This is a genomic window from Streptomyces rubellus, from assembly GCF_036323805.1.
Lineage (GTDB): Bacteria > Actinomycetota > Actinomycetes > Streptomycetales > Streptomycetaceae > Streptomyces.
On sequence record NZ_JAZDCX010000025.1, the window covers coordinates 68,579 to 92,265 of the forward strand.

Consider the following 23,687-nt stretch of genomic DNA (forward strand, 5'->3'; position numbering starts at 1 on the left):
TCCGGAAGGCGGTCACCATGTCCGACGCCGAACGCCGGCCCAGTGAGCTGGACCAGCTCGTGGACCGCGACCGTGAGGAGACCGCCGAGTGGGCCGAGTCCCTCGACGCCGTCACCCGCGAGGCCGGCCCGCACCGCGCCGCGTATCTGCTGCGGCGCACCCTGGAGCACGCCGGGCGCACCGGTCTGGGACTGCCCCCGCTGCTGGAGACGGAGTACGTCAACACCGTCCCCACCGCCGCCGAGCCCGCCTTCCCCGGCGACGAGGAGCTGGAGCGGCGGATCACCGCCTGGAACCGCTGGAACGCCGCCGCCATGGTCACCCGCGGCGCCCGGTTCGGCGTCGGCGGCCACATCGCCACTTTCGCCTCCGCCGCCTGGCTGTACGAGGTCGGCTTCAACCACTTCTTCCGCGGCAAGGACTCACCTGAGGCACCGGGCTCCGGCGACCAGCTCTACATCCAGGGCCACGCCTCCCCCGGCGTCTACGCCCGCGCCTTCCTCGACGGACGGCTGACCGAGGCTCAGCTCGACAACTTCCGGCAGGAGGCGGGCGGGAACGGGCTGCCCTCCTACCCCCATCCGCGCCGCCTGCCCTGGCTGTGGGAGTTCCCCACCGTCTCCATGGGGCTCGGCCCGCTCTCGGCGATCTACCAGGCCCGCTTCAACCGCTATCTGACCGGCCGCGGCATCAAGGACACCTCCGGCTCGCACGTGTGGGCCTTCCTCGGCGACGGCGAGATGGACGAGCCGGAGTCGACCGCCGCGCTGGCCCTGGCCGGACGGGAGGGGCTGGACAACCTCACCTTCGTGGTCAACTGCAACCTCCAGCGCCTCGACGGGCCGGTGCGCGCCAACTTCAAGATCGTGCAGGAGCTGGAGGCGCAGTTCCGGGCCGCCGGCTGGCACGTCGTCAAGACGCTGTGGGGCTCCGCCTGGGACGAACTGCTCGCCCTCGACACCACCGGCGCCCTGGTCCGGCGGCTGCGCGAGGTGCCCGACGCACAGTTCCAGACGTACGCCACCCGGGACGCCGGCTACCTGCGGGAGCACTTCTTCGGCACCGATCCGGCCCTGGCCGGGCTGGCGGGGAGGCTGTCCGACGCGAAGCTCACCGAGTGCTTCGGCACCTCGCGCGGCGGCCACGAGCCCCGCAAGGTGTACGCCGCCTACCGGGCCGCCCTGGAGCACAGGGGCGCGCCGACCGTGATCCTGGCGCAGACGGTCAAGGGCCACACCCTCGGCCCGGGATTCGCCTCCAAGAACGCCAACCACCAGATGAAGAAGCTCACGGCCGGCGAGTTCAGGGACATGCGCGACCTGCTCGGCCTGCCGATCCCGGACCGCGCCCTCGACGGCGACCTGGTGCCGTACGGCCACCCGGGCCCCGACTCCCCCGAGGTCCGCTACCTCGCCGAGCGCCGCGCCGCGCTCGGCGGACCCGCCCCGGCCCGCCGCGTCCACCCGGTCCCGGCCCTCCCCGAGCCCGCCGAGCGCGGTTTCGCGGCCCTGGCCAAGGGGTCCGGCAAGCAGGAGATGGCCACCACCATGGCGTTCGTGCGCCTGGTCAAGGAGCTGATGCGGGACAAGGAGACCGGGCGGCGGTGGGTGCCGATCGTGCCCGACGAGGCCCGCACCTTCGGCATGGAGTCGCTCTTCCCCTCGGCGGGCATCTACTCGCCCAGGGGGCAGACGTACGAGCCGGTCGACCGCGACCAGCTGATGTACTACAAGGAGGCCGCCGACGGGCAGATCCTCAACGAGGGGATCACCGAGGCCGGCGCCATGGCCGACTTCATCGCCGCCGCCACCTCGTACGCCACGCACGGCGAGCCGATGATCCCGTTCTACATCTTCTACTCGATGTTCGGCTGGCAGCGGACCGGCGACCAGTTCTGGCAGCTCGCCGACCAGCTCGGCCGCGGCTTCGTCGTCGGCGCCACGGCCGGCCGCACCACGCTGACCGGCGAGGGCCTGCAGCACGCCGACGGCCACTCGCACCTGATCGCGGCCACCAATCCGGCCTCGCTCAACTACGACCCGGCGTTCGCCTACGAGATCGCGGTGATCGTGCGCGACGGCCTGCGCCGGATGTACGGGCCCGAGCCGGAGAACGTCTTCTACTACCTGACCGTCTACAACGAGCCGAAGGTCCAGCCGCCCATGCCGGAGGGCGTCGAGGAGGGCATCCTCAAGGGGCTGTACCGCTTCCGCGCGGGCGTCCCGGGCGTCTCCCCCGCCGGGGGCGACGCGCCGCGGATCCAGCTGCTGGCCTCCGGCACCGCGATCCACTGGGCGCTGGACGCCCAGCGCCTCCTCGCCGACGACTGGGGCGTGACCGCCGACGTGTGGTCCGCCACCTCCTGGAGCGAGCTGCGCCGCGACGCCCTGTCCTGTGACGCGGCGCAGCTCAGGGGTGAGGAGCGGGTCCCGTACGTCACCCGCGCGCTGCGCGGCGCGCCCGGCCCGGTCCTCGCCGTCAGCGACTGGATGCGGGCTGTGCCGGACCAGATCGCCCCGTGGGTCGAGCAGGACTGGTTCTCACTGGGCACCGACGGCTTCGGCCTGTCGGACACCCGCGAGGCCGCCCGCCGCCACTTCGGGGTGGACGCCGGGTCGGTGACCGTCGCCGCCCTGGACCGGCTGGCCCGGCGCGGCGAGGTCAAGCGCGAGACGGTCCGCGAGGCCGCCGGGCGCTACGGCCTGGCCTGAGGCCCGGCCGTGGCGCCCGGCGGGACACGGGAGACCGGGCGGCCGGCGGGGGTGTGCGTGCGGTCCCCCGTCAGCCGCCCTCCCCGGCCGGGGTCCCGTCCCGCTGCTCGTCGGGGTGGCCGCGGAGCATGAGGATGGCCGCGGCCAGCCCGCCCCACACCACGATCATGGCGACGATCATCATCACGACGGCGCCTGCCGACATCAGCGTCCCCTTTCGAAGAGCGTGTCCGAGTCCGTGTCGGTGGGCTCCCGGTCGCGCCGCCACGGAACGAGGGAGAGCAGGACGGCGGCGAGCAGCGCGCCGAGGGCGACCGCCCAGCCGGCCCAGAACAGGAAGCCGGTCTCGTAGCCGCCGTAGTTCTCGTCGAACTCGGCCCGCAGGCTGTCGATCATCATCCAGCCCAGCACCAGCGGGGTGATCACCCCGAGTGCCACCCGCCACCACACGCCCAGCCGGACCGCCGAGGTGTCGTCCGCGTCCCGCTGGAGCGCCGGCAGCCGGCGCAGCAGCCAGGCGACGGTGACCACCGCGGCCAGGGAGGCCAGCGCGATGCCGTACTGGTTGATGAAGTGGTCGGCGGCGTCCAGCAGGTACAGCCCGCTGTCGGTCGGGAAGAGCAGGATGGAGGCCAGCGCGATCGCCCCGCCGACTCCCAGCACCGCCGGGGTGCGTCCGAGGCCGGTGCGGTCCTGTACCGCCGCGACCGGTACCTGCACGATGCTCAGCAGCGAGGTCAGCCCGGCGATCACCAGGGAACCGAAGAACAGCAGCCCGAACAGGGTGCCCAGCGGCATGTTGGAGATGATCGTCGGGAAGGCGACGAAGGCCAGCCCGATGCCGCTGGTGACGGTCTCGTCCACCGGTGTCCCGGTGTTCAGCGACAGGAAGCCGAGCGTGGCGAAGACCCCGATGCCCGCCAGGATCTCGAAGGAGCTGTTGGCGAACCCGGCGACCAGCGCGGAGCCGGTGAGGTCCGCGCGGCGGCGCAGGTAGGAGGCGTAGGTGATCATGATGCCGAAGCCGACCGAGAGCGAGAAGAAGATCTGCCCGTAGGCCGCCACCCAGACGCTGCCCCTGGTCAGGGCTCCCCAGTCGGGCGAGAACAGGGCGTCCAGACCGGTGGCGGCGCCGTCCAGGGTGACCGCCCGGATCACCAGGGCGACGAAGAAGAGCACCAGCAGCGGGATGAAGATCCGGTTGGCCAGCTCGATGCCCCGCCGCACGCCGAGGACCAGGACCACCAGGACGGCGATCCAGATGACCAGCAGCGGCCAGAACACCCCGCCGACGTAGGAGGAGATCCATCCCGGCTGCTCCGCGGTGCCCAGGAAGTCACCGAAGAAGAAGGCGTCCGGATCGTCCCCCCACCGCTCGCCGACGGAGAACCCGACGTAGCGCACGGCCCAGGCGAGGATGACGGCGTAGTAGGCGGCGATGACGCAGCAGATCGCCACCTGCCACCAGCCGATCACCTGCGCCGGCGCGGACATCCGGCGGAACGCGGCCGGCGGCGACCTCCGGTACCGGCGGCCGATCACGTACTCGAGGATCAGCAGCGGAAGTCCCGCGGTCAGCAGGGCGAGCAGATAGGGCAGCAGAAACGCCCCGCCGCCGTTCTTGTACGCCTCGGACGGGAAACGCCAGATGTTGCCGAGCCCGATGGCCGAGCCGATCGCCGCCATCAGGAAGCCCGCTCGGGACCCCCACGCCTCACGGGGCCGCCCCCGACTGGATTCAGTGGCCATATGCGCTCTCTCCTGTGCGGCTTCCTTTATAAAGCACTACATATGTTCCTCCGATCCTGTCACTATATGCTGACTCTGTGTCGACAGCGCCCCCAGTGGCGCCCCTCGTCGCGTCCTCCGGCGGGACACCGCCTCCTTCGGCGGGATGATGGCCCCATGCGTGCTGCCCGGCTGATCAAGATGGTGCTGCTTCTCCAGAACCGCCGCTCGATGACCGCGGCCGAGCTCGCCGAGCAGCTGGAGGTCTCCGAGCGGACGGTGTCCCGGGACGTCCTGGCGCTGTCGGAGGCGGGCATCCCCGTCTACGCGGACCGGGGCCGTACCGGCGGATACCGGCTGGTCGGCGGCTACCGCACCCGGCTGACCGGCCTCGGGCGCGACGAGGCGGAGGCGCTGTTCCTGTCCGGGGTGCCCTCCGCACTGCGCGACATGGGCCTGGCGGACGCGGCGTCGGCGGCCCGGCTGAAGGTGTCGGCGGCCCTCAACCCCGAGCTCGCCGACGCCCCGCGCACCGCCGCACAGCGCTTCCATCTGGACGCACCCGGCTGGTGGCAGCCGCCCGGGACGCCGGAGGGGCTGCCGGCGATCGCCGAGGCCGTGTGGGACGACCGCCGCCTCGCCGTCCGCTACCGCCGCGGGGACGGCGAGGAGGTGGCGCGGACGCTGGAGCCGTACGGCCTGGTGCTCAAGGCGGGTGTGTGGTACCTCGTCGCCCGCGCCGTCCCCGCCGGCGAGCGCCCCGGCGGCCCCCGCGAGCACCCGGGCGAGCACCGTGTCTACCGGGTGGACCGCTTCGCCTCGGTCGTTCCGCTCAACGAGTGCTTCGGGCGGGACGAGGAGTTCGACCTGCCCGGCTTCTGGGCGGAGCGGTCCGCCGCCTTCGCCCGCTCGATCCTGCGGGAGAACGTGGTGCTCCGGCTGACGGAGGCCGGGACGCGCGCCCTGCGGTACGCCACCGACCGGGCGGCGGCCGGGGAGGCGCTGGCCGGGGGCCGGACCGACGAGCGGGGGCGGACCACCGTCACCCTGCCGGTGGAGTCCCTGGACGTCGCCTTCAGCCAGCTGCTCGCCCTCGGCCCGGAGTGCGAGGTGCTCGCACCGCCCGCGCTGCGGGAGCGCATGGCGCGGGCGGCCGAGCGCATGGCGGCGCGCTACCGGTGAACGCGGTGATCGGTCACCGGTGGCAGGCCCGCCGGCGGGCCTACCGGTAGTCCTCGGCGGTCGCCTGCTTGCCCCCGTGGACGACCTCGATGAAGTAGCGCCAGCCGTCCGGCTGCGAGCCGTCGGTGTCCCTGACGCCGTACTCGAGGGCGAGCTGCCCGCTGGAGAGGGACTGCCCGTTCCAGCGGCCCCGGTCCGGGTCGCACGCCAGCGCCGCCACCGCCCGGCCGAGGTAGGCGGGCGACTCGGCGATGGCGAAGTGCGGCTCCTTGGCGACCGCGTCGCGCCAGTTCTCCTCCCGCACCCCGAAGGCGTCCAGCATCTCCTCCGAGCGCAGGAAGCCCGGGGAGACGCAGACCGCCGTGCCGCCGTGCTCCGCCAGCTCCTTCGCAAGACCGAAGGCCGCCCGGATGGGGGCGTTCTTGGTCAGGTCGAAGAAGAGGTTGCCGCGGTACTGGTCGCGGTGGTACTCGGCGGTGCCGTCGGTGACCTCCACCACCAGACCGCCCGGCCGCCGGATCAGCAGCGGCAGCGCGAAGTGACTGGTGATCAGGTGGGTCTCCACGCCGAGGCGCAGCATCCGCAGGCCCCGCTCCAGCTCCACCTCCCACACCTTCCGGTCGAAGTCGAGCAGGTGGTCGCCGCCCCAGACGTCGTTGACCAGGATGTCCAGCCGTCCGTGGTCGCGGTCGATCCGCTCCGTCAGGGCGCGCACCCGCGCGGGGTCGAGGTGGTCGGTCGGCACCGCGATGCCGGTGCCCCCGGCCGCCGTGACCAGTTCGGCGGTCTCCTCGATGGTCTCGGTCGGACGGCCCACCTCGCTGACGCTCTCCCGGGTGGTGCGGCCGGTGGCGTACACCGTCGCGCCCGCCCGGCCCAGTTCCACGGCCATCGCCCGGCCCGCGCCCCGGGTGGCTCCCGCCACCAGGGCCACCCGGCCGCTCAGGGCCCCCTGTCCCGTCGTCCGCGCGGCCGGTGCCGTACGTGCCGTCTCCGTGCTCATGTGCGTGCTCCTCCTCCAGTCGCCTACACCGGCACGCTGCCACCGATACCGGACATCTTCTGTCGGGTTTTCCGGTGGGCCCGTCCTCCGTTCCGTCCCCGTCTCCCGCCGCCCCGGCGTTGCGCGTGCGGAGCGGGTCGGCGCGCCGGATGCTGGTGGCGTGACGATGCACGAGACGGAGTTCTGGGAGCTGATCGACCAGACCCGCGAGGCCGCCGGAGGCGACCCGGTGGACCACGCCGAACTCCTCGTCGAGAGGCTGACACGGCTCGACCCGGAGACCGTCGTGGACTTCGCCCGCCACTTCGAGACCCGGGTCAACCGGGCCTGGCGCTGGGAACTGTGGGGCGCGGCCTGGGTGCTGCTCGACGGGGCGAGCGACGACGTCTTCGACGCCTTCCGCTGCTGGCTGGTGGGCCGGGGCCGGAAGGTGTTCGAGGGCGCCCTGCACGACCCCGAGGCGCTCGCCGAGCTGCTGGAGGACTTCGACCCGGACGTGGACGGCGAGGGCGGGGACCTCGGCTGCGCCGCCTATGACGCCTACGAGCAGCTCACCGGCGGACCGCTGCCCGAACTGGACCTGCCCGGCCCGCCCCCGGAACCGGAGGGCACCGCACCGCCCTTCGAGGACGACCGCGCCCTGGCCGCCCGCTTCCCCCGGCTGTGGGAGCGGTTCAGGGGGCTCCCGGAGTGACGCCGGGCACGGTGCCGGGCGGTGTGCCGGGAGCGGCGTCCGGTGCCGCGGCGCCGAGGGAGCGTCCCATCAGCACACCGTCCGCGAAGCCGGTCTCCAGCAGGAACTCCCCGGGCAGCACCCCCTCCACCGCGAAGCCCTCGGAGGCGTAGCGCGCCCGCGCGGGCGCGCTGTGGCCCAGCACTCCCAGAGCAACCCTGGAGGCGCCCTGCCGTCGCGCCTCGGCCGGCGCGGCCCGCACCAGTGCCCGGCCCACTCCCCTGCCGCGCGCCCGGTCGTCCACCACCAGGCCCTGGAGGGTGCGGACATGGGCCTTGGCGGCGAGCCGGCCGGCGCGCACCAGCCGGACGTATCCCACGAGCCGGCCGCCCGACTCGGCGAGGAGGAACTCCCGGGGCCGGTGGGTGGAGTCGAAGAACGGGTCGTACGGCGGCCTCGGCCGGGGCAGGACCGCGTGCAGCGGCGACCAGGCACGCCGGTCCAGCTCGCCGAGGGCCGCCCCGTCCTCCTCGGCGGCGGGCCGTATCAGGGGCTGCTGCGGCGCCCGGGCCGGCACGGAGGCTGACATGGTGGCCACTGTGCCTCGCGATCGGCCCGGGAGTCCATCAGGATGGGCCCATGCGTATCGCGATCACCGGCTCCTCCGGTCTCATCGGTCAGGCCCTCCTCCGCTCCCTGCGCGCGGACGGCCACGAGGTGGTGCGTCTGGTGCGGCGTCCGGCGCGGAGCGGTGACGAGGTGGAGTGGAACCCCGAGGGCCAGTACGTGGACACCGCCGCGCTGGCGGGCTGCGAGGCCGTGGTGCACCTGGCGGGCGCGGGCGTCGGGGACCGCCGCTGGACGGAGGCCTACAAGCGCAGGATCCGGGACAGCCGGGTGCTGGGGACCGCCGCGATCGCCGAGGCCGTCGCCTCGCTCGACACCCCGCCGCGCACCCTGGTGGTCGGCACCGCCGTCGGCTACTACGGCGACACCGGCGACCGGGCCGTGGACGAGGGCGCGCCCCCCGGGCACGGCTTCCTCGCCGACGTCTGCCAGGAGTGGGAGGAGGCCGCGGCGGCGGCCGAGGAGGCCGGCATCCGGACCGTGTACGCCCGCACCGGACTGGTGGTCTCGCGTTCCGGCGGCGCCTGGGGACGGCTGTTCCCGGTCTTCCGGGCGGGGCTCGGCGGCCGGCTGGGCAGCGGCCGCCAGTACTGGAGCCATATCGCGCTGCACGACCACATCGCCGCGCTGCGGCACCTGCTGGACACCGAGGAGCTGTCCGGGCCGGTCAACCTCACCGCCCCCGAACCGGTCACCCAGCGCGAGGTGGCCGCCGCGATGGGCCGGGTGCTGCGCCGGCCGGCCCTGCTGTGGGTGCCCGCGCCCGTGCTGCGGACGGTGCTGGGCGAGTTCTCCACGGACGTGCTGGGCAGCCAGCGGGTGCTGCCCCGGCGGCTGCTGGAGTCGGGGTTCAGGTTCGCCTTCCCCGGGATCGAGGACGCCATCCGGGCGGCGCTGCGCTGAGCCGGGCGCGCCTGCGTGGCCAGTTGTGCGACTGCGTGCGCCGGTTGTGCGACTGTGCCCGGTTCGTGCGCGCTGTCCAGTCCCTCCCGGGCCCCTAGGGTCGGACGGAGCACGCGAATCGAACGCGTCTGGTACGGGCAGTAACCCTGCGGACGCGCATCGTCGCGCGGTCGCGCCGACCAGGGGAGGACACATGTTCGGCAGCGAACTCCGACCGGAGACCGGCGTCCCCGGCACCCCGCCCGGCACACCCGATGTCGCCGTCATCGGCGCGGGCCCGGCGGGCCTGGCCGCCGCGCACCATCTGACCCGCGCCGGGCTGCGGGTCACCGTCCTGGAGGCCGCCGACCGGGTCGGCGGCCGCCCGGCGACCGAGGAGGTGGACGGCTACCGGCTGGACGACGGCCCGCCGCTGTGGTCCGGCGGATCCGAACTGCGCCACTGCCCCGGCCTGGAACGGCTCGCCCTGCGCCCCTTCTCCTCCGGGGTCGTCATCCGCAGCGGCGGCCGGCGGCTGCGGATCGGGGCGCCCCGCACCGCCCGGCACGTCCGGGCCGGCCGCGGCGCACTCGGTGTGCCGGGGGTCCCGGCGGGCTCGCTCGGCGGCGCGCTGGACCTGGCCCGGCTGCGCGCCCGGCTCAACCGGCTCGCCACGACCCCCGCCGAGCGACTGGGCAGGCGGCCCGAGCTGTCCGCCGCCCAGGCCCTGGCCGTCCGCGGCACGCTGCCCCGCGCCTGTGGGGATCCGCTGCGGGCCCTGCTCGGCGCGCTGCTGTGCGACCCGGAGCTGACGACCTCCAGCCGCGTCGGCGACCTGGCACTGCGCGGCTTCGCCCGCGACGGCCTGTTCCTGCCCGCAGGCGGCGCCTCGGCCGTCTCCCGGCTGCTGGCGGCCGGGCTGCCGCCGGGCACCGTGCGCACCGGCGTGCACGTCCTGTCGGTGGCCACGAACGCCGTGGTGACGCGCGGGCACGGCACCGTCCGCTGTCGCGCGGTGCTCATCGCCACCGGTGCGCACGAGGCGGCGCGGCTGCTGCCGGGGCTGCGGGTACCGCGGTTCCACCCGGTCACCGTGCTGCACCACGCGGTGGAGGACCCGGCGGGCCCCGGGGCGCCCGCGGCCGAACCGCTGCTGCTGCTCGACGCCGACCGGCGCGGCCCGGTGGCGTACACCGCCGTGGCCAGCGCCGTCGACCCCTCCCGCGCCCGGCCGGGCCGCGCCCTGGTCACCTCTGTGGTGCTCGGCCCCGCCGCGGCCGGGCCGGCCGAGGCGCTGGACGAGGCCGCCCGGCGCCAGCTCGCCGCGCTGTACCGGGTCCCGACGGACCACTGGCGGCTGCTGGCCGTCCGCCACGACGCCCGCGCCGTCCCGGCGACGCCCGCACCGCACGACCCGCAGCGCCCGGTGCGGATGCTGAGCGGTCTGTACGTCTGCGGCGACCACCGGGACACCGCCGGGGTGCAGGGGGCGCTGCGCTCGGCCCGCCGGGCCGCGGAGGCGATCCGCCGGGACTTCGCCCCGCAGGCGAGGACGGCGGTCCCCGCCCTGCCCGCCGCGGCCTGACGCCCCGGGCCGGCGCCTCCGGCCGGCGTACCGTCCCGCATCCGGCCCCGCACCCGGCCGGGGGACTCCGGCAAGGCTCAGGACATGGCAGTGCCGCCGCGTGGCGGCACGGCGGCACTGCCGGTCCCGGGGCCCGGGGTGACCGGGCGGGTGGTCCGACGCACCGGCCGGGGCGTCGCGTCGGACCGGGGTGTCAGCTCAGGGCGGCGATCCGCTCCCGGTAGCCGCGGACCGCGGCGGCGTCCCGGTACGGCTCCAGTCGGCGCTCGAAGTCCCGCACGTACTCGTGCGCCCGCACCGACCGCAGCTCGGCGGCCTGCTCCGCCGCCTCCGCGGCCAGCGCGCACGCCTGCTCCACATCGCCCAGCCCCAGCCGGGCCGTGGCCAGCACCACCTGGCAGAACAGCCGGCTGCGGATCTGCCCCGGGCACCGCATCCGCAGGGCGCGCTCGGCGTGCTGGGCCGCCGCCCGGTACTGCTGGAGGTCCCGGTGGCAGTGCGCGAAGTCGTCGGCGAGGTGCGTCTCGCCGAAGGCCTTCGCCCACTGCGGCACCTCCTCCCCCGGCCGCGCCTGCTCCAGCGCCCGCTCGGCCCGCGCCAGCGACGCCGTGCAGGCCCGCACCTCCCCGAGCACCCCGTGCCCGCGCGCCTCCGCCGCGTGCAGCAGCGCCTGCGCGGCGGGCGGCACCGAGGATCCGACGCCCTGCTGGGCGACCCGTGCCAGCTGCACGGCCTCCCGGCCGTGCCCGAGGTACACCGCCTGCCTGCTCATCGTCGCCAGGACGTAGCTGCCGTACGCCCGGTCCCCGGCGGCCTGGGACAGCCGCAGCGCCTGCACGAAGTAGCGCTGCGCCAGCCCGTGGGCGGCGATGTCGTACGCCGTCCAGCCCGCCAGCCGGGTCAGGTCGGCCACCGCCCCGAACAGCCGGCGGCCGGTCTGCTCCCCGTAGGTGCCGCGCAGCATCGGCTCGGCCTCGTGCTCCAGATAGCGCACCAGCGCCTGGCGGGCGTGCCCGCCGCCGTAGGCGTGGTCGAGGGTGCGGAACAGCTCGCCGACCGAGCGCAGCGCGGCGATGTCCCCCGGGGTGACCCGCTGCCCGGGGCCGCGTTCCACCCCGTCGGCACGGCTGTCGGCACGGCCGTCGGAGCGGTGCGCCCGCGGGACGCCGGGCGGCGGCCCGCCCGCCGGGCCGCGCACCTGCGGGGGCACCCGCGGGGCGGGCGGCTCGGGGGCGGACTCGCCGCGCGCGACGCGCTCGTCCGGGCGGCCGATCAGCCAGTCCCGGCTGGGCACCACCAGCCCGGCCGGGGTGAAGGCGATCTTCCGCAGCTCGGCGTGGCTGCCGCTGTCCTTGCGCCACAGTCCGCCGACGATGTCCACCGCCTCGCCGGGGGTGGCCGCGAACTCCAGCCCGGCGTAGACCGGCGCGCACGCGTCCAGCCCCAGGTCCTGGGCGGTGAGCCGGCGGCCCAGACGGCGGGTGAAGACCTCGGCGATCAGCGCGGGGGTGGTGCCGCGCGGCTGCTGGCCGCGGAGCCAGCGGGTCACGGAGGTCTTGTCGTAGCGGAGGTCCAGTCCGTGCTCCAACCCGAGTTGGTCGACCCGCCGCGCGAGTCCGGCGTTGGAGAACCCGGCCTCCGCGATGAGCGCGGCCAGCTGGCGGTTGGGGGTGCGCTGGGAGGGCTTCCCAGGTCGTTCCGTCGACATCTGCTCTGCGGTCTCCTGCCTGACGGCTCCAGGTACGGCAGACGCCGGGGCGCCCTGCCGGAACGGCGCGAATGTAGCTTTCCGGAGCGGCTTTCCGGGGGTCTGGGCGCAGGTTTCATCCATACGTGTGAGGGGGCGGCACGCGGCAGCGGGGCGCCCGGCTCGCGGCGGCCGGCCCCGCCGTCCGGCCGGGCGCCGTAGAGTTGTTGCCGGGCACCGCCGCGCCCCGCGGCGGCACCCGACCGACCGCGAGGAGGATCCCGCCGTGCGCGAGCTGCGCTTTGTCCACCTGGGGTTCGGCGACGAGGCCGTGGAGTACCGGCAGGCGTGGCAGCGGCAGCGCGAGGTCCACGCGGCGCGCTTCGCCGACGAGATCTCCGACACCTGTCTGCTGCTGGAACACCAGCCGGTCTACACCGCCGGGCGCCGCACCGAGGACAGCGAGCGCCCGCTGGACGGCACGCCCGTGGTGGACGTGGACCGCGGCGGCAAGATCACCTGGCACGGCCCCGGCCAGCTCGTCGGCTACCCGATCCTCAAGCTGCCCCGGCCGGTGGACGTCATCGCCCACGTACGGCGGCTGGAGGAGGCGATGATCCGCGCCTGCACGGAGTTCGGCCTGGCCACCACCCGGGTGGAGGGCCGCAGCGGGGTGTGGGTGCTGGGCGACCCGGCGCGGCGGCCCGCACCCGCGCCGGGCGGGCTGGAACTGGACTTCGCCCCCGGGCTCCACGGCGGGCGGGACGATGAGTTCGACCCGCGGCTGAGCGGCCCGGAGTACGCGCCCTCCAACGCCGGCCAGCGCGGCGAGGACCGCAAGCTCGGCGCGATCGGGGTCCGGGTCGCCAAGGGCGTCACCATGCACGGCTTCTCCCTCAACTGCGACCCGGACAACACCTGGTTCGACCGCATCGTGCCGTGCGGCATCCGGGACGCGGGGGTCACCTCGCTCTCCCGGGAGCTGGGCCGGCGGGTGACGGTCGGCGAGGTGCTGCCCGTGGTGGAGAAGCAGCTGCGCGCGGTGCTGGAGCGGGCCGAGCCGGCGCCCCGGGCCGTCTGACTGCGAAACCCGGGGCGTAGGCTGGTGTTCGCCGCACATTCGAAGGCAACGCCACAGGCAACACGGAGAACACGGAAAAGGGGAACCGGACGTGTCCGCTGTCGCACCCGACGGTAGGAAGCTGCTGCGCCTGGAGGTCCGGAACAGCCAGACCCCCATCGAGCGCAAGCCCGAGTGGATCAAGACCCGGGCGAAGATGGGCCCCGAGTACAACGCCCTGCAGTCCCTGGTCAAGCGCGAGGGGCTGCACACGGTCTGCCAGGAGGCGGGCTGCCCCAACATCTTCGAGTGCTGGGAGGACCGCGAGGCGACCTTCCTCATCGGGGGCGAGCAGTGCACCCGGCGCTGCGACTTCTGCCAGATCGACACCGGGAAGCCCGCCGAGTTCGACCGCGACGAGCCGCGCCGGGTGGCCGAGTCCGTGAAGCAGATGGAGCTGCGGTACGCCACCGTCACCGGTGTGGCGCGCGACGACCTGCCCGACGGCGGCGCCTGGCTGTACGCCGAGACCGTCCGCCAGATCCACTCGATGACCCCCGGCACCGGTGTCGAGCTGCTGATCCCCGACTTCAACGCGGTGCCCGAGCAGCTCGCCGAGGTCTTCTCCGCCCGTCCGGAGGTGCTGGCCCACAACGTCGAGACGGTTCCGCGGATCTTCAAGCGCATCCGCCCTGCCTTCCGCTACGAGCGGTCGCTGGAGGTGCTCACCCGGGCCCGCGCGGACGGACTGATCACCAAGTCCAACCTGATCCTGGGCATGGGAGAGACCCGTGAGGAGGTCTCCCGGGCGCTGCTCGACCTGCACGCGGCCGGCTGCGAGCTGATCACCATCACCCAGTACCTGCGGCCCACGCCCCGGCACCACCCGGTGGAGCGCTGGGTGAAGCCGCAGGAGTTCGTGGAGCTGCAGGAGGAGGCGGAGGAGATCGGCTTCGCCGGTGTCATGTCCGGCCCGCTGGTCCGTTCCTCCTACCGCGCCGGGCGGCTGTACCGGCAGGCGGTCGAGCGCCGGGGCGCCGACGCGGCCTGACCCGCGGTGCCCGCGTCCCGCGCGGGCCGCACGGCCGGCCGACCGGCCGTTCACCTCGTCGCCGTCCGGTCTTTCCGGAGGCTTTGACCGCCGTGTCATCCCCCGGTAACACCGTCCGACGACGATCGGGGGAACGGATCGTCCACGCCACTCGCCGTGCGAGGAGCATCATGCGGAGGGAACCCACGATGCACACCACCCTGCGGGTCCTGGAGAGGCTGGAGGGGCTGCTGCTCTCCGGTGAGCAGCGGACCGCGCGCCGCAACGCCTGGAACGCGGTCCTGGAGGACCGCCGCCGGGCGCGGGCGCGCGGCGAGGCGGCGGCCCGGCTGGAGGCCGCGGCGACCGGGGCCAGGCGGGCGACGTAGACTGCGCCGTATGGCGAGGAAGGAAACATCCGAGAATCCCGGGCGGCTCAAGCAGATCGCCCTGACGTACAGGATGACGCAGCGCGTCGACAAGAAGGTCGGCTTCGTCATCGCGGGCGTGGGGCTCGTCACCTTCGGGGTCCTTCTCGCGATCGGCTTCTGGCTCGGCCACCCCGTCTATCTGGGCATTCTGGGCTTCCTGCTGGCCCTGCTGGCCATGGCGATCGTCTTCGGGCGGCGGGCCGAGCGGGCGGCCTTCGGCCAGATGGAGGGCCAGCTCGGCGCCGCGGCGGCCGTCCTGGAGAACCTGCGCCGGGGCTGGACGGTCACCCCGGCGGTGGCCATGAACCGCCAGCAGGACGTCGTCCACCGGGCCGTCGGCCGGCCCGGCATCGTGCTCGTCGGCGAGGGCAACCCCAACCGGCTGCGCACCCTGATCGCGTCCGAGAAGAAGCGCATGGCACGCGTCGTCGGCGACGTCCCGGTGCACGACATCGTGGTGGGCACCGGTGAGGGCCAGACCGAGCTGCGGAAGCTCCGCACCAAGCTGGTCAAGCTGCCCCGGACGCTCCAGGGGCACCAGGTCACCGAGATCAACGACCGGCTGCGGGCCATGGGCGACCTGATGAACAACCTCCCGCTGCCCAAGGGCCCGATGCCGCGCGGCCGCGGCATGCGGATGCCGAAGGGACCCACCACCCGCCGCTGACCCGCCGCCGACCCGCCGCTGAGCAGCCGGGAACGCGCCGTCGAACGCCGAGAACGCCGAGAACAAAGAGCCGGAGCGGGTGGTGGCCCGGTGCCCCGCGGGGCACCGGGCCACCACCCGCTCCGCATGCCGGCCGCGTCCGCCGCCGGGCCCGTCGGGCACGGTCAGCCGCGCACCTGCACGGCGCCCGAGAGCCGGTCGTGCAGACCGCGGGTGTCGCGGTCCCAGACGAGCGCCGGCACGGCGAGCGCCAGCAGCACCGTACGGAACACCGCGCGGGGGAACGAGAGCCGCGCGCCGTTCACGGCGATCACCCGCAGGCCCAGCAGCCGCTTGCCGGGGGTGGAACCGACCGTGCCGACCGTGAGCACGCCCAGCAGCACGAACACCGCCAGCGCCCAGTTCCCGGCCGCGCCGAGGTCGCCCCCCGTGATCAGGCCGTATGCGATCAGCAGGCACAGACCCCAGTCGAAGAGGATCGCCGCCAGCCGTCTGCCGAGCGGGGCGACGGATCCCGGCCCCTCCTCGGGCAGTCCCAGCCGCTCGCCGCGGTAGCCGAAGTCCGCGCCCATCTGCTCGGCCGCCGCCCGGGGGCCGGAGAGCCACGATCCGATTGCCTGCCTGTTGTCCACCCGTAAACGGTAACGTGCCGCGTCTCCGGGTACCCGGCCGCCTCCGCCGCGCGGAACGTATGCGGACGCGCCGAGTGACGCCGGGCACACCGGCCGCCCCGTCCGCCTGGTTAACATCGCCGAAACGATCGGGTCATGCCTGAGAAATCCCGCAAATCTAAGGTCGGGCACAGCAGGACGCACCCTGGACTGCCACCAGAGCTGTCACCCCGTCCCCTCGCGCGGCGGGACTAGGAGGACTTGGATGTTCCAGAACGCCGACGAGGCAAAGAAGTACATCTCGGACAACGACGTCAAGTTCATCGACGTCCGGTTCTGTGACCTGCCGGGCATCATGCAGCACTTCACCGTGCCTGCCGAGACCTTCGACCCGGCCGAGCAGCTGATGTTCGACGGCTCGTCGATCCGCGGCTTCCAGGCCATCCACGAGTCCGACATGGCCCTCGTCCCGGACCTGTCCACCGCCCGCCTGGACCCGTTCCGCAAGGACGCCACGCTCAACGTCAACTTCTTCATCCACGACCCGATCACCGGCGAGCAGTACAGCCGTGACCCGCGGAACGTGGCGAAGAAGGCCGAGGCGTACCTCGCCTCCTCCGGCATCGCCGACACCGCGTACTTCGGCCCCGAGGCCGAGTTCTACGTCTTCGACAGCGCGCGCTTCCAGACCAGCGCGAACGAGTCCTTCTACCACATCGACTCCGAGGCCGGCGCCTGGAACACCGGTGCGCTGGAGGACAACCGCGGCTACAAGGTCCGCTACAAGGGCGGCTACTTCCCGGCCCCGCCGGTCGACCACTTCGCCGACCTGCGCGCCGAGATGTCCCTGGAGCTGGCCAGGGCCGGCCTGCAGGTCGAGCGCCAGCACCACGAGGTGGGCACCGCCGGCCAGGCCGAGATCAACTACAAGTTCAACACGCTGCTGGCCGCCGCCGACGACCTGATGCTCTTCAAGTACATCATCAAGAACGTCGCCTGGCGCAACGGCAAGACCGCGACCTTCATGCCGAAGCCGATCTTCGGCGACAACGGTTCGGGCATGCACGTCCACCAGTCGCTGTGGTCCGGCGGCGAGCCGCTGTTCTACGACGAGCAGGGCTACGCGGGCCTGTCGGACACCGCCCGCTACTACATCGGCGGCATCCTCAAGCACGCCCCCTCGCTGCTGGCCTTCACCAACCCGACGGTGAACTCCTACCACCGTCTGGTGCCCGGCTTCGAGGCCCCGGTCAACCTGGTGTACTCGCAGCGCAACCGCTCCGCCGCGATGCGCATCCCGATCACCGGCTCCAACCCGAAGGCCAAGCGCGTCGAGTTCCGCGCCCCGGACCCGTCCTCCAACCCGTACCTGGCCTTCTCGGCCCTGCTGCTGGCCGGTCTGGACGGCGTCAAGAACAAGATCGAGCCGGCCGAGCCGATCGACAAGGACCTCTACGAGCTGGCCCCCGAGGAGCACGCCAACGTCCCGCAGGTCCCGACCAACCTCGGCGCCGTTCTGGAGGCCCTGGAGTCGGACAACGAGTACCTGCAGGCCGGCGGCGTCTTCACCGCGGACCTGATCGAGACCTGGATCGACTACAAGCGCACCAACGAGATCGCCCCGATCCAGCTCCGCCCGCACCCGCACGAGTTCGAGCTGTACTTCGACATCTGATCGGCGAGTACCACTGCCCCTTGTCTGACCTGCAGAAACGCAGGCCGGGCAGGGGGCGGCGGCGTCCGTGGGACTTCTCTGGGACTTTGCGCCCGGGCCGGGCTCCCGCGGCCCGTTCCCGAGCCCGGCGCTAAGCGAAGATCGCGTCGATGGCGGCGCTGCCCCGTGCTCCCGCACGGGGCAGGAAGTGGGAGTACTTCCGCAGCGTGAACCCGGGATCGGAGTGGCCCAGCCACCGCGCCAGCGACACGACCGATTCACCGGCCTCCAGTTCCTCGGAGGCGTAGAAGTGGCGCAGGGCATGGAAGCCGTGCTCCCGGGACGGTTCCCACACCCGGGACCCGCCCGTGGACTCCTCCAGCGGAGCGATCACGCCCGCCTTGGTCAGGACCGGCTTCCAGACGTGGGAGTTGAAGTAGTTCCGGTTGATCGCCTTCCGCTCGCGTCCCGTCACCAGGAGGCTGTACGTCCTCGGCCGCCGGTGCTTGGCTTCCACGGGCGTCTCGGGAGGACGGGGATCGTCCCAGGGCAGCGTGACCGGCACGGGCGCGAAGCGCTCCGTGTGCCGCTGGACGGCCCGGGCCACGCTGGACGGCAACGGCACGTCCCTGACCTTGCGGCCCTTGGGAAGCGCGAAGCACAGCTTGGCCCGCACCATCTTCACCTGGCGCCGGACATGGACGACCTCCTTGTCGAAGTCGACATCCTCCACGCTCAGCCCGAGCGCCTCCCCCTGTCGCAGCCCCAGGCCCGCCCCGAGCTCGACGAGGACCCGGTAGCGCTCCGGCATCGCCGCGCGGACGGCCAGCACACGCTCGGGCGACCATGCCTCGACTCTTCCCTGTCCAGCGGTCGGCGGACCGACCGTGCTGGAACGGCACGGATTGCGTGCGAGGCGCCGATCCTCGACAGCGGTCTGGAGAATGCTGGAGAGCGTTGCCCAGACAAGGCGGATCGAGGCCGGGCCGAGATCCTTCTCAAGGCGCTTCTTCCAGTTGCGCAGCCCTTCCGCACCTATCCCGTTCAGCGGCTGGGAGCCGAGGTGCGGGAGGATGTGCCGACGCACCTGCTGCTCGGTGCGCTCGATGGTGGAGGGGTCTCCGCTCCGGGTGGGCCACCAGTGCGTCTCGGTGTAGTCCCTGAGGGAGATGGCTCCGTCGCGGGGATCGACGAACTCGCCTCGGCGCGCGTCGGTCTGGGCCTGGGCGAGCCAGGTCTTGGCGTCCTGAAGGGTGTCGAAGGAGCGGTCCTTGACGCCGGGGATGCCCTTGACGCGGTGGCGGGTGCACTTGCCGTGCATGGCCGTGCGCTCGCGCTTGCCGGTCTTCGGGTTGGGCCGCTTCTTCAGCCATCGGTCTTCTATGTAGCCGACCAGGTGGAACTCCTTGACGAAAGTGGAGGGAGACGGCGCTGTACGGCGCCTGGAGCGTCAGGCACCGGGAAAGCGGGCGGGCCGCTCCTGGGGACGGGCGTTCAGCGGGTTCAGGGCCGTGTTGGACCGCGAGTCGGCCTGTTCCTGTTCACGGACCCAGGCGTCGAGGGCCTCCAGCCGGTACATGACGCGGCCGCGTGGCCCCATGCGGAAGCTCGGCGGTCCCTGCCGCCGGTGGCGCCAGACGTAGAGGGTGTGGGGTGAGAGGCCGAGGTACTCGGCCGCGTCCTTCGCGGTCAGGAACGCCGTGCGTGTGGCACTCGCAGGAGTGCGGGCGGTGGAAGGAGCAAGAAGCGGTTGTGCTGGCATGGAAGGTTCTCTGTGGGGTGCAGAAGGGGTCGGGTCCGGGTGGCGGAGACCGGTTCTCCGACCACCCGTGGCTCGTGGTGAGGTAGCGGGGGACTTCGCGGACAAGCCGTAGCACGGCACCGCGCTACGGGCGGCGGGCAGTGGTCATCGGCTCGCTCCGCGGAGTGGGAAGGCGGAAAGCGGCTTCGAGGCGGTCCCAGGGGACCTCAGCCGGCGTCGGCTTCCGGAGGCAGTGCGAAAAGCGTTCGGCGAGCCGAGGGGCGCTCACGCCCGCGCACTCAGCCACCGCGGCGATGTGCGCCGCCGTCTGGTCGCCGTTGCGCAACCAGGCCGCGATGCACGCGTCGCGCAGGGCGGAGACGTTCCTGCCGAGCGGCGAGTCGATCCCGTGTGCTTCGAGAACCGCTGCCCGCGCATGCTTCCAGACCCTCCGGTAGGTCTCACCGGTCAGCGGCCGCCCCTCGTCGAGGGTGAACAGCGCGTCGTCCGGCCCGAGTCCACGACGAGTGATCTCCGCCTTGAGGATCGCCACGAGATCCGAGCACGCGGGGACGCTCCGAACGGCTTCCGCTTCGCTGATTCCGCTGCGATGGCCCGTTCGCCCTTGAGGGCGGACCAGCAGAGCGTTGGGCCCTCCGTCAGACAGTTCCAGGTCCCGGACCCGCAGCGCCAGCGCCTCCGCCGGCCTCAGCGCCGCGAGAGCGATGGTTGCCAGGAAGGCACGCAGTACGCGGCCGTCCTGCGGCCGTTCGCCAACCGCGTCCAATATGGCAGAACACTGCCGTTCCGTGAGAAGGAACGCTTCGTCGCCAGTCGCGGCGGTCATGAACAAACTCCTTTGGGCAGGGCTCGGGGAGGTGAACACAGCGTCGGCCCACTGTGCGGTGCCGCACAGCCGACCAGCGCGTCAATGGTCTGCAGAATCGCCGGTTTGGCTAACCGGCGTTCTCGTGTTACAAGCACGACGCGACCAGGCTTCCAGCTCTGCGGATCAACGCTGAAAGGGCCGAGAGAGCGGCACTGCGACTTCCTGGAACCGCTCCAGGTTGACTTGCGCTCGGCGATCTCTTCCAGTCCTTTCCGACCCCGATGCGTCTTCCGTCGGCGAATCGCGGCGACCCTCACGGCCACGCGGAGGCCGTCCGGCGAGTTTCGACCAGACGGCCGAACCACCAGAACAGAGCAGGCGCCTTCTAAGCGCTTGGCCGCAGGTTCGAGTCCTTTCGGTGCTGAGCTCATGGACTCCTTGCTGAGCAGCCCACGCCGCACAGACATGACCTGGATCCGCGTCCATGCGCGGATCAAGGCGTCCTGACAGCCGTCGGCGTTGCCCCGGTGGTCTTCATGATGAACAGTTGCTAGATGCATTGACCCGCGTGAGGCTGGTGACGGTGCGCACCGAGCCCGACGGGGCCCTGCTGCTCCCCGGCACCTTCCCCGCCCACGACCTGCCCGATGTCGGCGTCGGCATCGGAGAGCGGCCCGACGACCGGTACACCACCGTCGCCGGGCTCGTCCTGACGGAGCTGGGGCACATCCCGCAGCGGCCCGGGGAGCGCGTCGAGGTCGCCGGAGGGAGCATCGAGGTGGCCGCCGTCGACCACCACGCCATCACCGCGGTCCGTCTCCGGCCGGCCGACGGCGGACGGCCCGGCGGGGAGGCGCGGCACGACAGTGGGCGGGCGGCCGGCCCCGACGAGGGGTGACCGCGAGGAGGCCGGCGCCGTCCCGTCGGCGCGTCGGCGCCGGGTCAGCCTTGCGGCCGGGCCGGGGTCCCGGCCGCAAGGCTGACCCGGCTGGGTCACGCCGCGTGGGTCAGGCGGGCGATCAGGTCGTCCAGGCTCACGATCCCGGCCAGACCGCCCCGGTCGTCCCGGATGACGGCAAGTGTCGCGCGGCGCTGCCGGAGCAGCTCGATACCGTCCGCGACGGTGTTGTGCGGTTCCAGTTCCGGCACCGGGCGGGCCAGGGCACGAGCCGTGGTGGCGCGGCCGCGGGCGCGGGCCACCAGTGCGTCGCGGGCATGGACCGAGCCGATGACCTGCGCGCCGTCCAGTACCAGCAGCCGGGTGCGGTCGTGCCGGGAGGTGGTGGCCAGGACGGTGTCCGCGTCCGCGCCGGCGGGGACGGCGACGACGCGGTCGGCGGGGACCATCAGCGCGCCGACCGGTTCCTGCGGTGCGGTGAGCGAGCGGGTCAGCAGACCGGAGTCGCTCTCGGTGATCAGGCCCAGGCGCTGCGACTCGGTGATGAGATGGGTGAGCTGCTCCCGGTTGTGCACCGAGGTCAGTTCCTCACGCGGGGTGACCCGGCACAGCCGCACCAGCCCGTTGCTGATCTTGTTGAGCACCCAGAGCAGCGGGCGCACGAGCAGGGTGATGCCGCGGAACGCCGGAGCGAGCAGCATCGCGGAACTCTCCGGGTGCGCGATCGCCCAGGACTTGGGCGCCATCTCCCCGACGACCATGTGCAGGAAGACCACGACCGTCATGGCGAAGAGGAAGGCGATGCCGTACGCCAGCCCGCCCGGCAGTCCCAGGGACTCCAGCAGCGGTTCGACCCGGTAGGAGATCGCCGGTTTGGAGATGCTGCCCAGACCGAGGGTGGCCACCGTGATGCCCAACTGGGCGCCGGCGAGCATCAGCGACAGCTCCCGCATCCCGGCGAGCGCCGACTTCGCCCCTCTGCGGCCCTGGTCGGCGTAACGCTCCATGCGGTGGTGCTTGGCCGCGACGAGGGCGAACTCGGCGGCGACGAAGAAGCCACTGGCGATCAGCAGCAGGACGGTGACCAGCGCGGCGGTCCACGGGCTCATACGTTCTCCCCCTGGCCGGTCTGTTCGGTGTCGGTGTCGGGATCGGTGGCGGTGGTGCGGGCCAGCCGTACGCGTTTGGGCACGTGCCGGTCCAGGGACAGCACCTCGACGGCCGCGTGCCCGTCCTGCGTCGGCAGAACGAGGGCGACGTGGTCACCGACGGTGGGGAAGCGCCCGAGGTGGTCGATGACCAGTCCGGCGACCGTCTCGTAGTCCTCGGCCTCGGGCAGGTGGATGCCGGTGGCCTGGGCGACCTCGTCCAGCCGGCGGCCGGCGTCGACCAGCCAGCCGTCGCCGTCGGGCACCGCCGTCTCGGCCAGGCGGTCGGTCTCGTCGGCGATCTCGCCGACCAGTTCCTCGGCGATGTCCTCGAAGGTGATGATCCCGGCGAGACCGCCGTGCTCGTCTAGGACCACGGCGAACTCCTCGTCCCGCTCGCGCATCTGGTCGACCGCGTCCGGCAGCGGCTGGGTCTCGGGCAGCAGCAGCGCGGGGCGGGCCAGTTCCCCGGCGGTCGCCGCCGCGATGGAGGCCGCATCCCGCCGCATGAGGTCGCGCACGCCGACGACGCCCACGACGTCGTCGGGGCGGTCGCCGAGCACGGGGTAGGTGGAGTGTCCGTGGGCGGCGATCAGCTCGATGACCTCGGTCGCCGGGGCATTCGCCGCGACGAAGGTGGTCTCCACCCGGGGCACCATGACCGTGCCGGTGTTGCGGTCGCCGAACTCCAGGGCGTGGTCGACAAGGTCGGCCGTGTGCCGCGGAAGGTGGCCCCGCTCGTGCGCGGCCTCGATGAGGTGACCGACCTCCTCCAGCGTCGCCCCGTGGTGGAGTTCCTCCACCGGCTCGATGCCGACCCGGCGCAGCAGCCTGTTCGCGGTGCTGTCGAAGACGTGGATCAGCGGACCGGTCACCTTCAGGTAGGCCAGGGTGGAGGGGGCCAGGGCCTTGGCCAGCCGGTCCGGGACGGCCAGGGCCAGGTTCTTGGGCGCGAGTTCGCCGATGACCATCTGCAGCACGGTGGCCAGGACGAACGCGATCGTCAGCGCCACCCCGCCCACGGCGGCCTCCGGGACTCCGGCACCCGTCAGAACCGGGCGCAGCAACTCGGCGAGCGCCGGTTCCGCGAGGAAGCCGACGACCAGGCCGGTGACGGTGATGCCCAGCTGCGCCCCGGAGAGCATGAACGACAGCCGGCCCAGCACCTTCACCGCCCGGGCGGCGCGCTTGTCACCGGCGGCGGCCTGCCGCTCCAGCGCGAGCCGGTCGGCGGCGACGTAGGCGAACTCCTGGGCGACGAAGTATCCGGTGCCGACAGTGAGCACGAGGACGGCGAGCAGACCGAGCCAGGCGGTCACCGCTCCCCGCCCCCAGGACGGGTGACGGGTCGGGTACAGCAGACCTCACCCTGCGGACGGGCTTGCAAGAACGGCTCCTCGGTTTCGGCGGACTGTACGGAAGACGATACGGCCGTGCCCCGCGGCGGCCGCACAGGTCGACAGCAGACACGTTCCACCGGACCGCCGCTGCACCGCATGGTCTGCGGTGTCCGTTCTGGGGGAATTGCTACCCCGGCCGC

Annotated in this window: 22 protein-coding genes; 11 read left to right on the forward strand and 11 right to left on the reverse strand. The window is 73.1% G+C overall.

The window, feature by feature from the left end; all coding sequences use genetic code 11:
• The first annotated feature begins 17 nt into the window (after nt 1-17).
• On the forward strand, nt 18-2,711 hold the full coding sequence (aceE, locus tag V1L54_RS24435; protein ID WP_330120270.1) for a pyruvate dehydrogenase (acetyl-transferring), homodimeric type: 2,694 nt from the start codon (nt 18-20) through the stop codon (nt 2,709-2,711).
• Nucleotides 2,712-2,781: 70 nt separating this feature from the next.
• Here the strand turns inward: aceE and V1L54_RS24440 are convergent, their stop codons facing one another.
• Nucleotides 2,782-2,916, reverse strand: a complete 135-nt coding sequence (locus V1L54_RS24440) for a methionine/alanine import family NSS transporter small subunit (protein ID WP_330120271.1) — start codon at nt 2,914-2,916, stop codon at nt 2,782-2,784.
• Nucleotides 2,916-4,460: a sodium-dependent transporter gene (locus V1L54_RS24445; protein WP_330120272.1), complete on the reverse strand. Its 1,545-nt coding sequence runs from the start codon at nt 4,458-4,460 to the stop codon at nt 2,916-2,918. The genes V1L54_RS24440 and V1L54_RS24445 overlap by 1 nt, the downstream gene beginning before the upstream one ends.
• 156 nt (nt 4,461-4,616) lie before the next feature.
• Here V1L54_RS24445 and V1L54_RS24450 point away from each other — a divergent pair, with 156 nt between their 5' ends.
• The gene (locus V1L54_RS24450) at nt 4,617-5,621 is read left to right on the forward strand and encodes a helix-turn-helix transcriptional regulator (RefSeq protein WP_330120273.1); all 1,005 of its coding nucleotides are present in this window, start codon (nt 4,617-4,619) and stop codon (nt 5,619-5,621) included.
• A 40-nt stretch (nt 5,622-5,661) separates the two neighbouring features.
• Here the strand turns inward: V1L54_RS24450 and V1L54_RS24455 are convergent, their stop codons facing one another.
• On the reverse strand, nt 5,662-6,624 hold the full coding sequence (locus V1L54_RS24455; RefSeq protein WP_330120274.1) for an SDR family oxidoreductase: 963 nt from the start codon (nt 6,622-6,624) through the stop codon (nt 5,662-5,664).
• A 166-nt stretch (nt 6,625-6,790) separates the two neighbouring features.
• Here V1L54_RS24455 and V1L54_RS24460 point away from each other — a divergent pair, with 166 nt between their 5' ends.
• Nucleotides 6,791-7,318: a DUF4240 domain-containing protein gene (locus V1L54_RS24460; protein ID WP_330120302.1), complete on the forward strand. Its 528-nt coding sequence runs from the start codon at nt 6,791-6,793 to the stop codon at nt 7,316-7,318.
• Here the strand turns inward: V1L54_RS24460 and V1L54_RS24465 are convergent.
• The gene (locus V1L54_RS24465) at nt 7,299-7,886 is read right to left on the reverse strand and encodes a GNAT family N-acetyltransferase (RefSeq protein ID WP_330120275.1); all 588 of its coding nucleotides are present in this window, start codon (nt 7,884-7,886) and stop codon (nt 7,299-7,301) included. The genes V1L54_RS24460 and V1L54_RS24465 overlap by 20 nt on opposite strands.
• 50 nt (nt 7,887-7,936) lie before the next feature.
• Between V1L54_RS24465 and V1L54_RS24470 the strand changes: the two genes are divergently transcribed.
• Complete coding sequence (locus tag V1L54_RS24470) at nt 7,937-8,827, forward strand: TIGR01777 family oxidoreductase (protein WP_330120276.1); 891 nt, start codon at nt 7,937-7,939, stop codon at nt 8,825-8,827.
• A 193-nt stretch (nt 8,828-9,020) separates the two neighbouring features.
• Entirely contained in the window at nt 9,021-10,391 is a 1,371-nt protein-coding gene (locus V1L54_RS24475) for an FAD-dependent oxidoreductase (RefSeq protein ID WP_330120277.1), read from the forward strand.
• Nucleotides 10,392-10,584: 193 nt separating this feature from the next.
• On the opposite strand, the gene V1L54_RS24480 is transcribed toward V1L54_RS24475, so the two are convergent.
• Nucleotides 10,585-12,099 carry an NsdA family TPR-like regulatory protein gene (locus V1L54_RS24480; protein WP_330120278.1) on the reverse strand — a complete coding sequence of 505 codons (1,515 nt, stop codon included), beginning with the start codon at nt 12,097-12,099 and terminating at the stop codon, nt 10,585-10,587.
• A gap of 265 nt (nt 12,100-12,364) precedes the next feature.
• On the opposite strand from V1L54_RS24480, the gene lipB reads away from it, so the two are divergent.
• The 4 genes from lipB (at nt 12,365) to V1L54_RS24500 (ending at nt 15,266) form a co-directional block, all read left to right on the forward strand.
• A complete protein-coding gene (lipB, locus tag V1L54_RS24485; protein ID WP_330120279.1) occupies nt 12,365-13,159 on the forward strand; it encodes a lipoyl(octanoyl) transferase LipB in 795 nt (264 codons plus the stop codon).
• Nucleotides 13,160-13,250: 91 nt separating this feature from the next.
• The gene (lipA, locus tag V1L54_RS24490; protein ID WP_330120280.1) at nt 13,251-14,189 is read left to right on the forward strand and encodes a lipoyl synthase; all 939 of its coding nucleotides are present in this window, start codon (nt 13,251-13,253) and stop codon (nt 14,187-14,189) included.
• Nucleotides 14,190-14,359: 170 nt separating this feature from the next.
• A complete protein-coding gene (locus V1L54_RS24495; protein ID WP_330120281.1) occupies nt 14,360-14,557 on the forward strand; it encodes a hypothetical protein in 198 nt (65 codons plus the stop codon).
• 10 nt (nt 14,558-14,567) lie between these two features.
• Nucleotides 14,568-15,266: a DUF4191 domain-containing protein gene (locus V1L54_RS24500; protein WP_330120282.1), complete on the forward strand. Its 699-nt coding sequence runs from the start codon at nt 14,568-14,570 to the stop codon at nt 15,264-15,266.
• 164 nt (nt 15,267-15,430) lie between these two features.
• Here the strand turns inward: V1L54_RS24500 and V1L54_RS24505 are convergent, their stop codons facing one another.
• Entirely contained in the window at nt 15,431-15,898 is a 468-nt protein-coding gene (locus tag V1L54_RS24505) for an RDD family protein (protein WP_330120283.1), read from the reverse strand.
• Between the two features lie 244 nt (nt 15,899-16,142).
• On the opposite strand from V1L54_RS24505, the gene glnA reads away from it, so the two are divergent.
• Nucleotides 16,143-17,552 (forward strand): type I glutamate--ammonia ligase, encoded by a 1,410-nt coding sequence (glnA, locus tag V1L54_RS24510; protein ID WP_330120284.1) that lies wholly within the window; start codon nt 16,143-16,145, stop codon nt 17,550-17,552.
• A 130-nt stretch (nt 17,553-17,682) separates the two neighbouring features.
• Here glnA and V1L54_RS24515 read toward each other — a convergent pair whose 3' ends face one another.
• The 3 genes from V1L54_RS24515 to V1L54_RS24525 form a co-directional block, all read right to left on the reverse strand.
• Complete coding sequence (locus tag V1L54_RS24515; RefSeq protein WP_330120285.1) at nt 17,683-18,852, reverse strand: tyrosine-type recombinase/integrase; 1,170 nt, start codon at nt 18,850-18,852, stop codon at nt 17,683-17,685.
• 129 nt (nt 18,853-18,981) lie between these two features.
• On the reverse strand, nt 18,982-19,293 hold the full coding sequence (locus V1L54_RS24520; RefSeq protein ID WP_330120286.1) for a helix-turn-helix transcriptional regulator: 312 nt from the start codon (nt 19,291-19,293) through the stop codon (nt 18,982-18,984).
• Between the two features lie 124 nt (nt 19,294-19,417).
• Nucleotides 19,418-20,119 carry a site-specific integrase gene (locus V1L54_RS24525; protein WP_330120287.1) on the reverse strand — a complete coding sequence of 234 codons (702 nt, stop codon included), beginning with the start codon at nt 20,117-20,119 and terminating at the stop codon, nt 19,418-19,420.
• A 550-nt stretch (nt 20,120-20,669) separates the two neighbouring features.
• Here V1L54_RS24525 and V1L54_RS24530 point away from each other — a divergent pair.
• Entirely contained in the window at nt 20,670-20,999 is a 330-nt protein-coding gene (locus tag V1L54_RS24530; RefSeq protein ID WP_330120288.1) for a transporter associated domain-containing protein, read from the forward strand.
• Nucleotides 21,000-21,094: 95 nt separating this feature from the next.
• Here V1L54_RS24530 and V1L54_RS24535 read toward each other — a convergent pair whose 3' ends face one another.
• Both V1L54_RS24535 and V1L54_RS24540 read right to left on the reverse strand, forming a co-directional pair.
• Nucleotides 21,095-22,108, reverse strand: coding sequence for a hemolysin family protein (locus V1L54_RS24535; RefSeq protein WP_330120289.1), 1,014 nt, complete (start codon nt 22,106-22,108; stop codon nt 21,095-21,097).
• Nucleotides 22,105-23,466 (reverse strand): hemolysin family protein, encoded by a 1,362-nt coding sequence (locus V1L54_RS24540; RefSeq protein WP_330120290.1) that lies wholly within the window; start codon nt 23,464-23,466, stop codon nt 22,105-22,107. Before V1L54_RS24540 ends, V1L54_RS24535 begins: the two co-directional genes overlap by 4 nt.
• Nucleotides 23,467-23,687 lie beyond the last annotated feature (221 nt).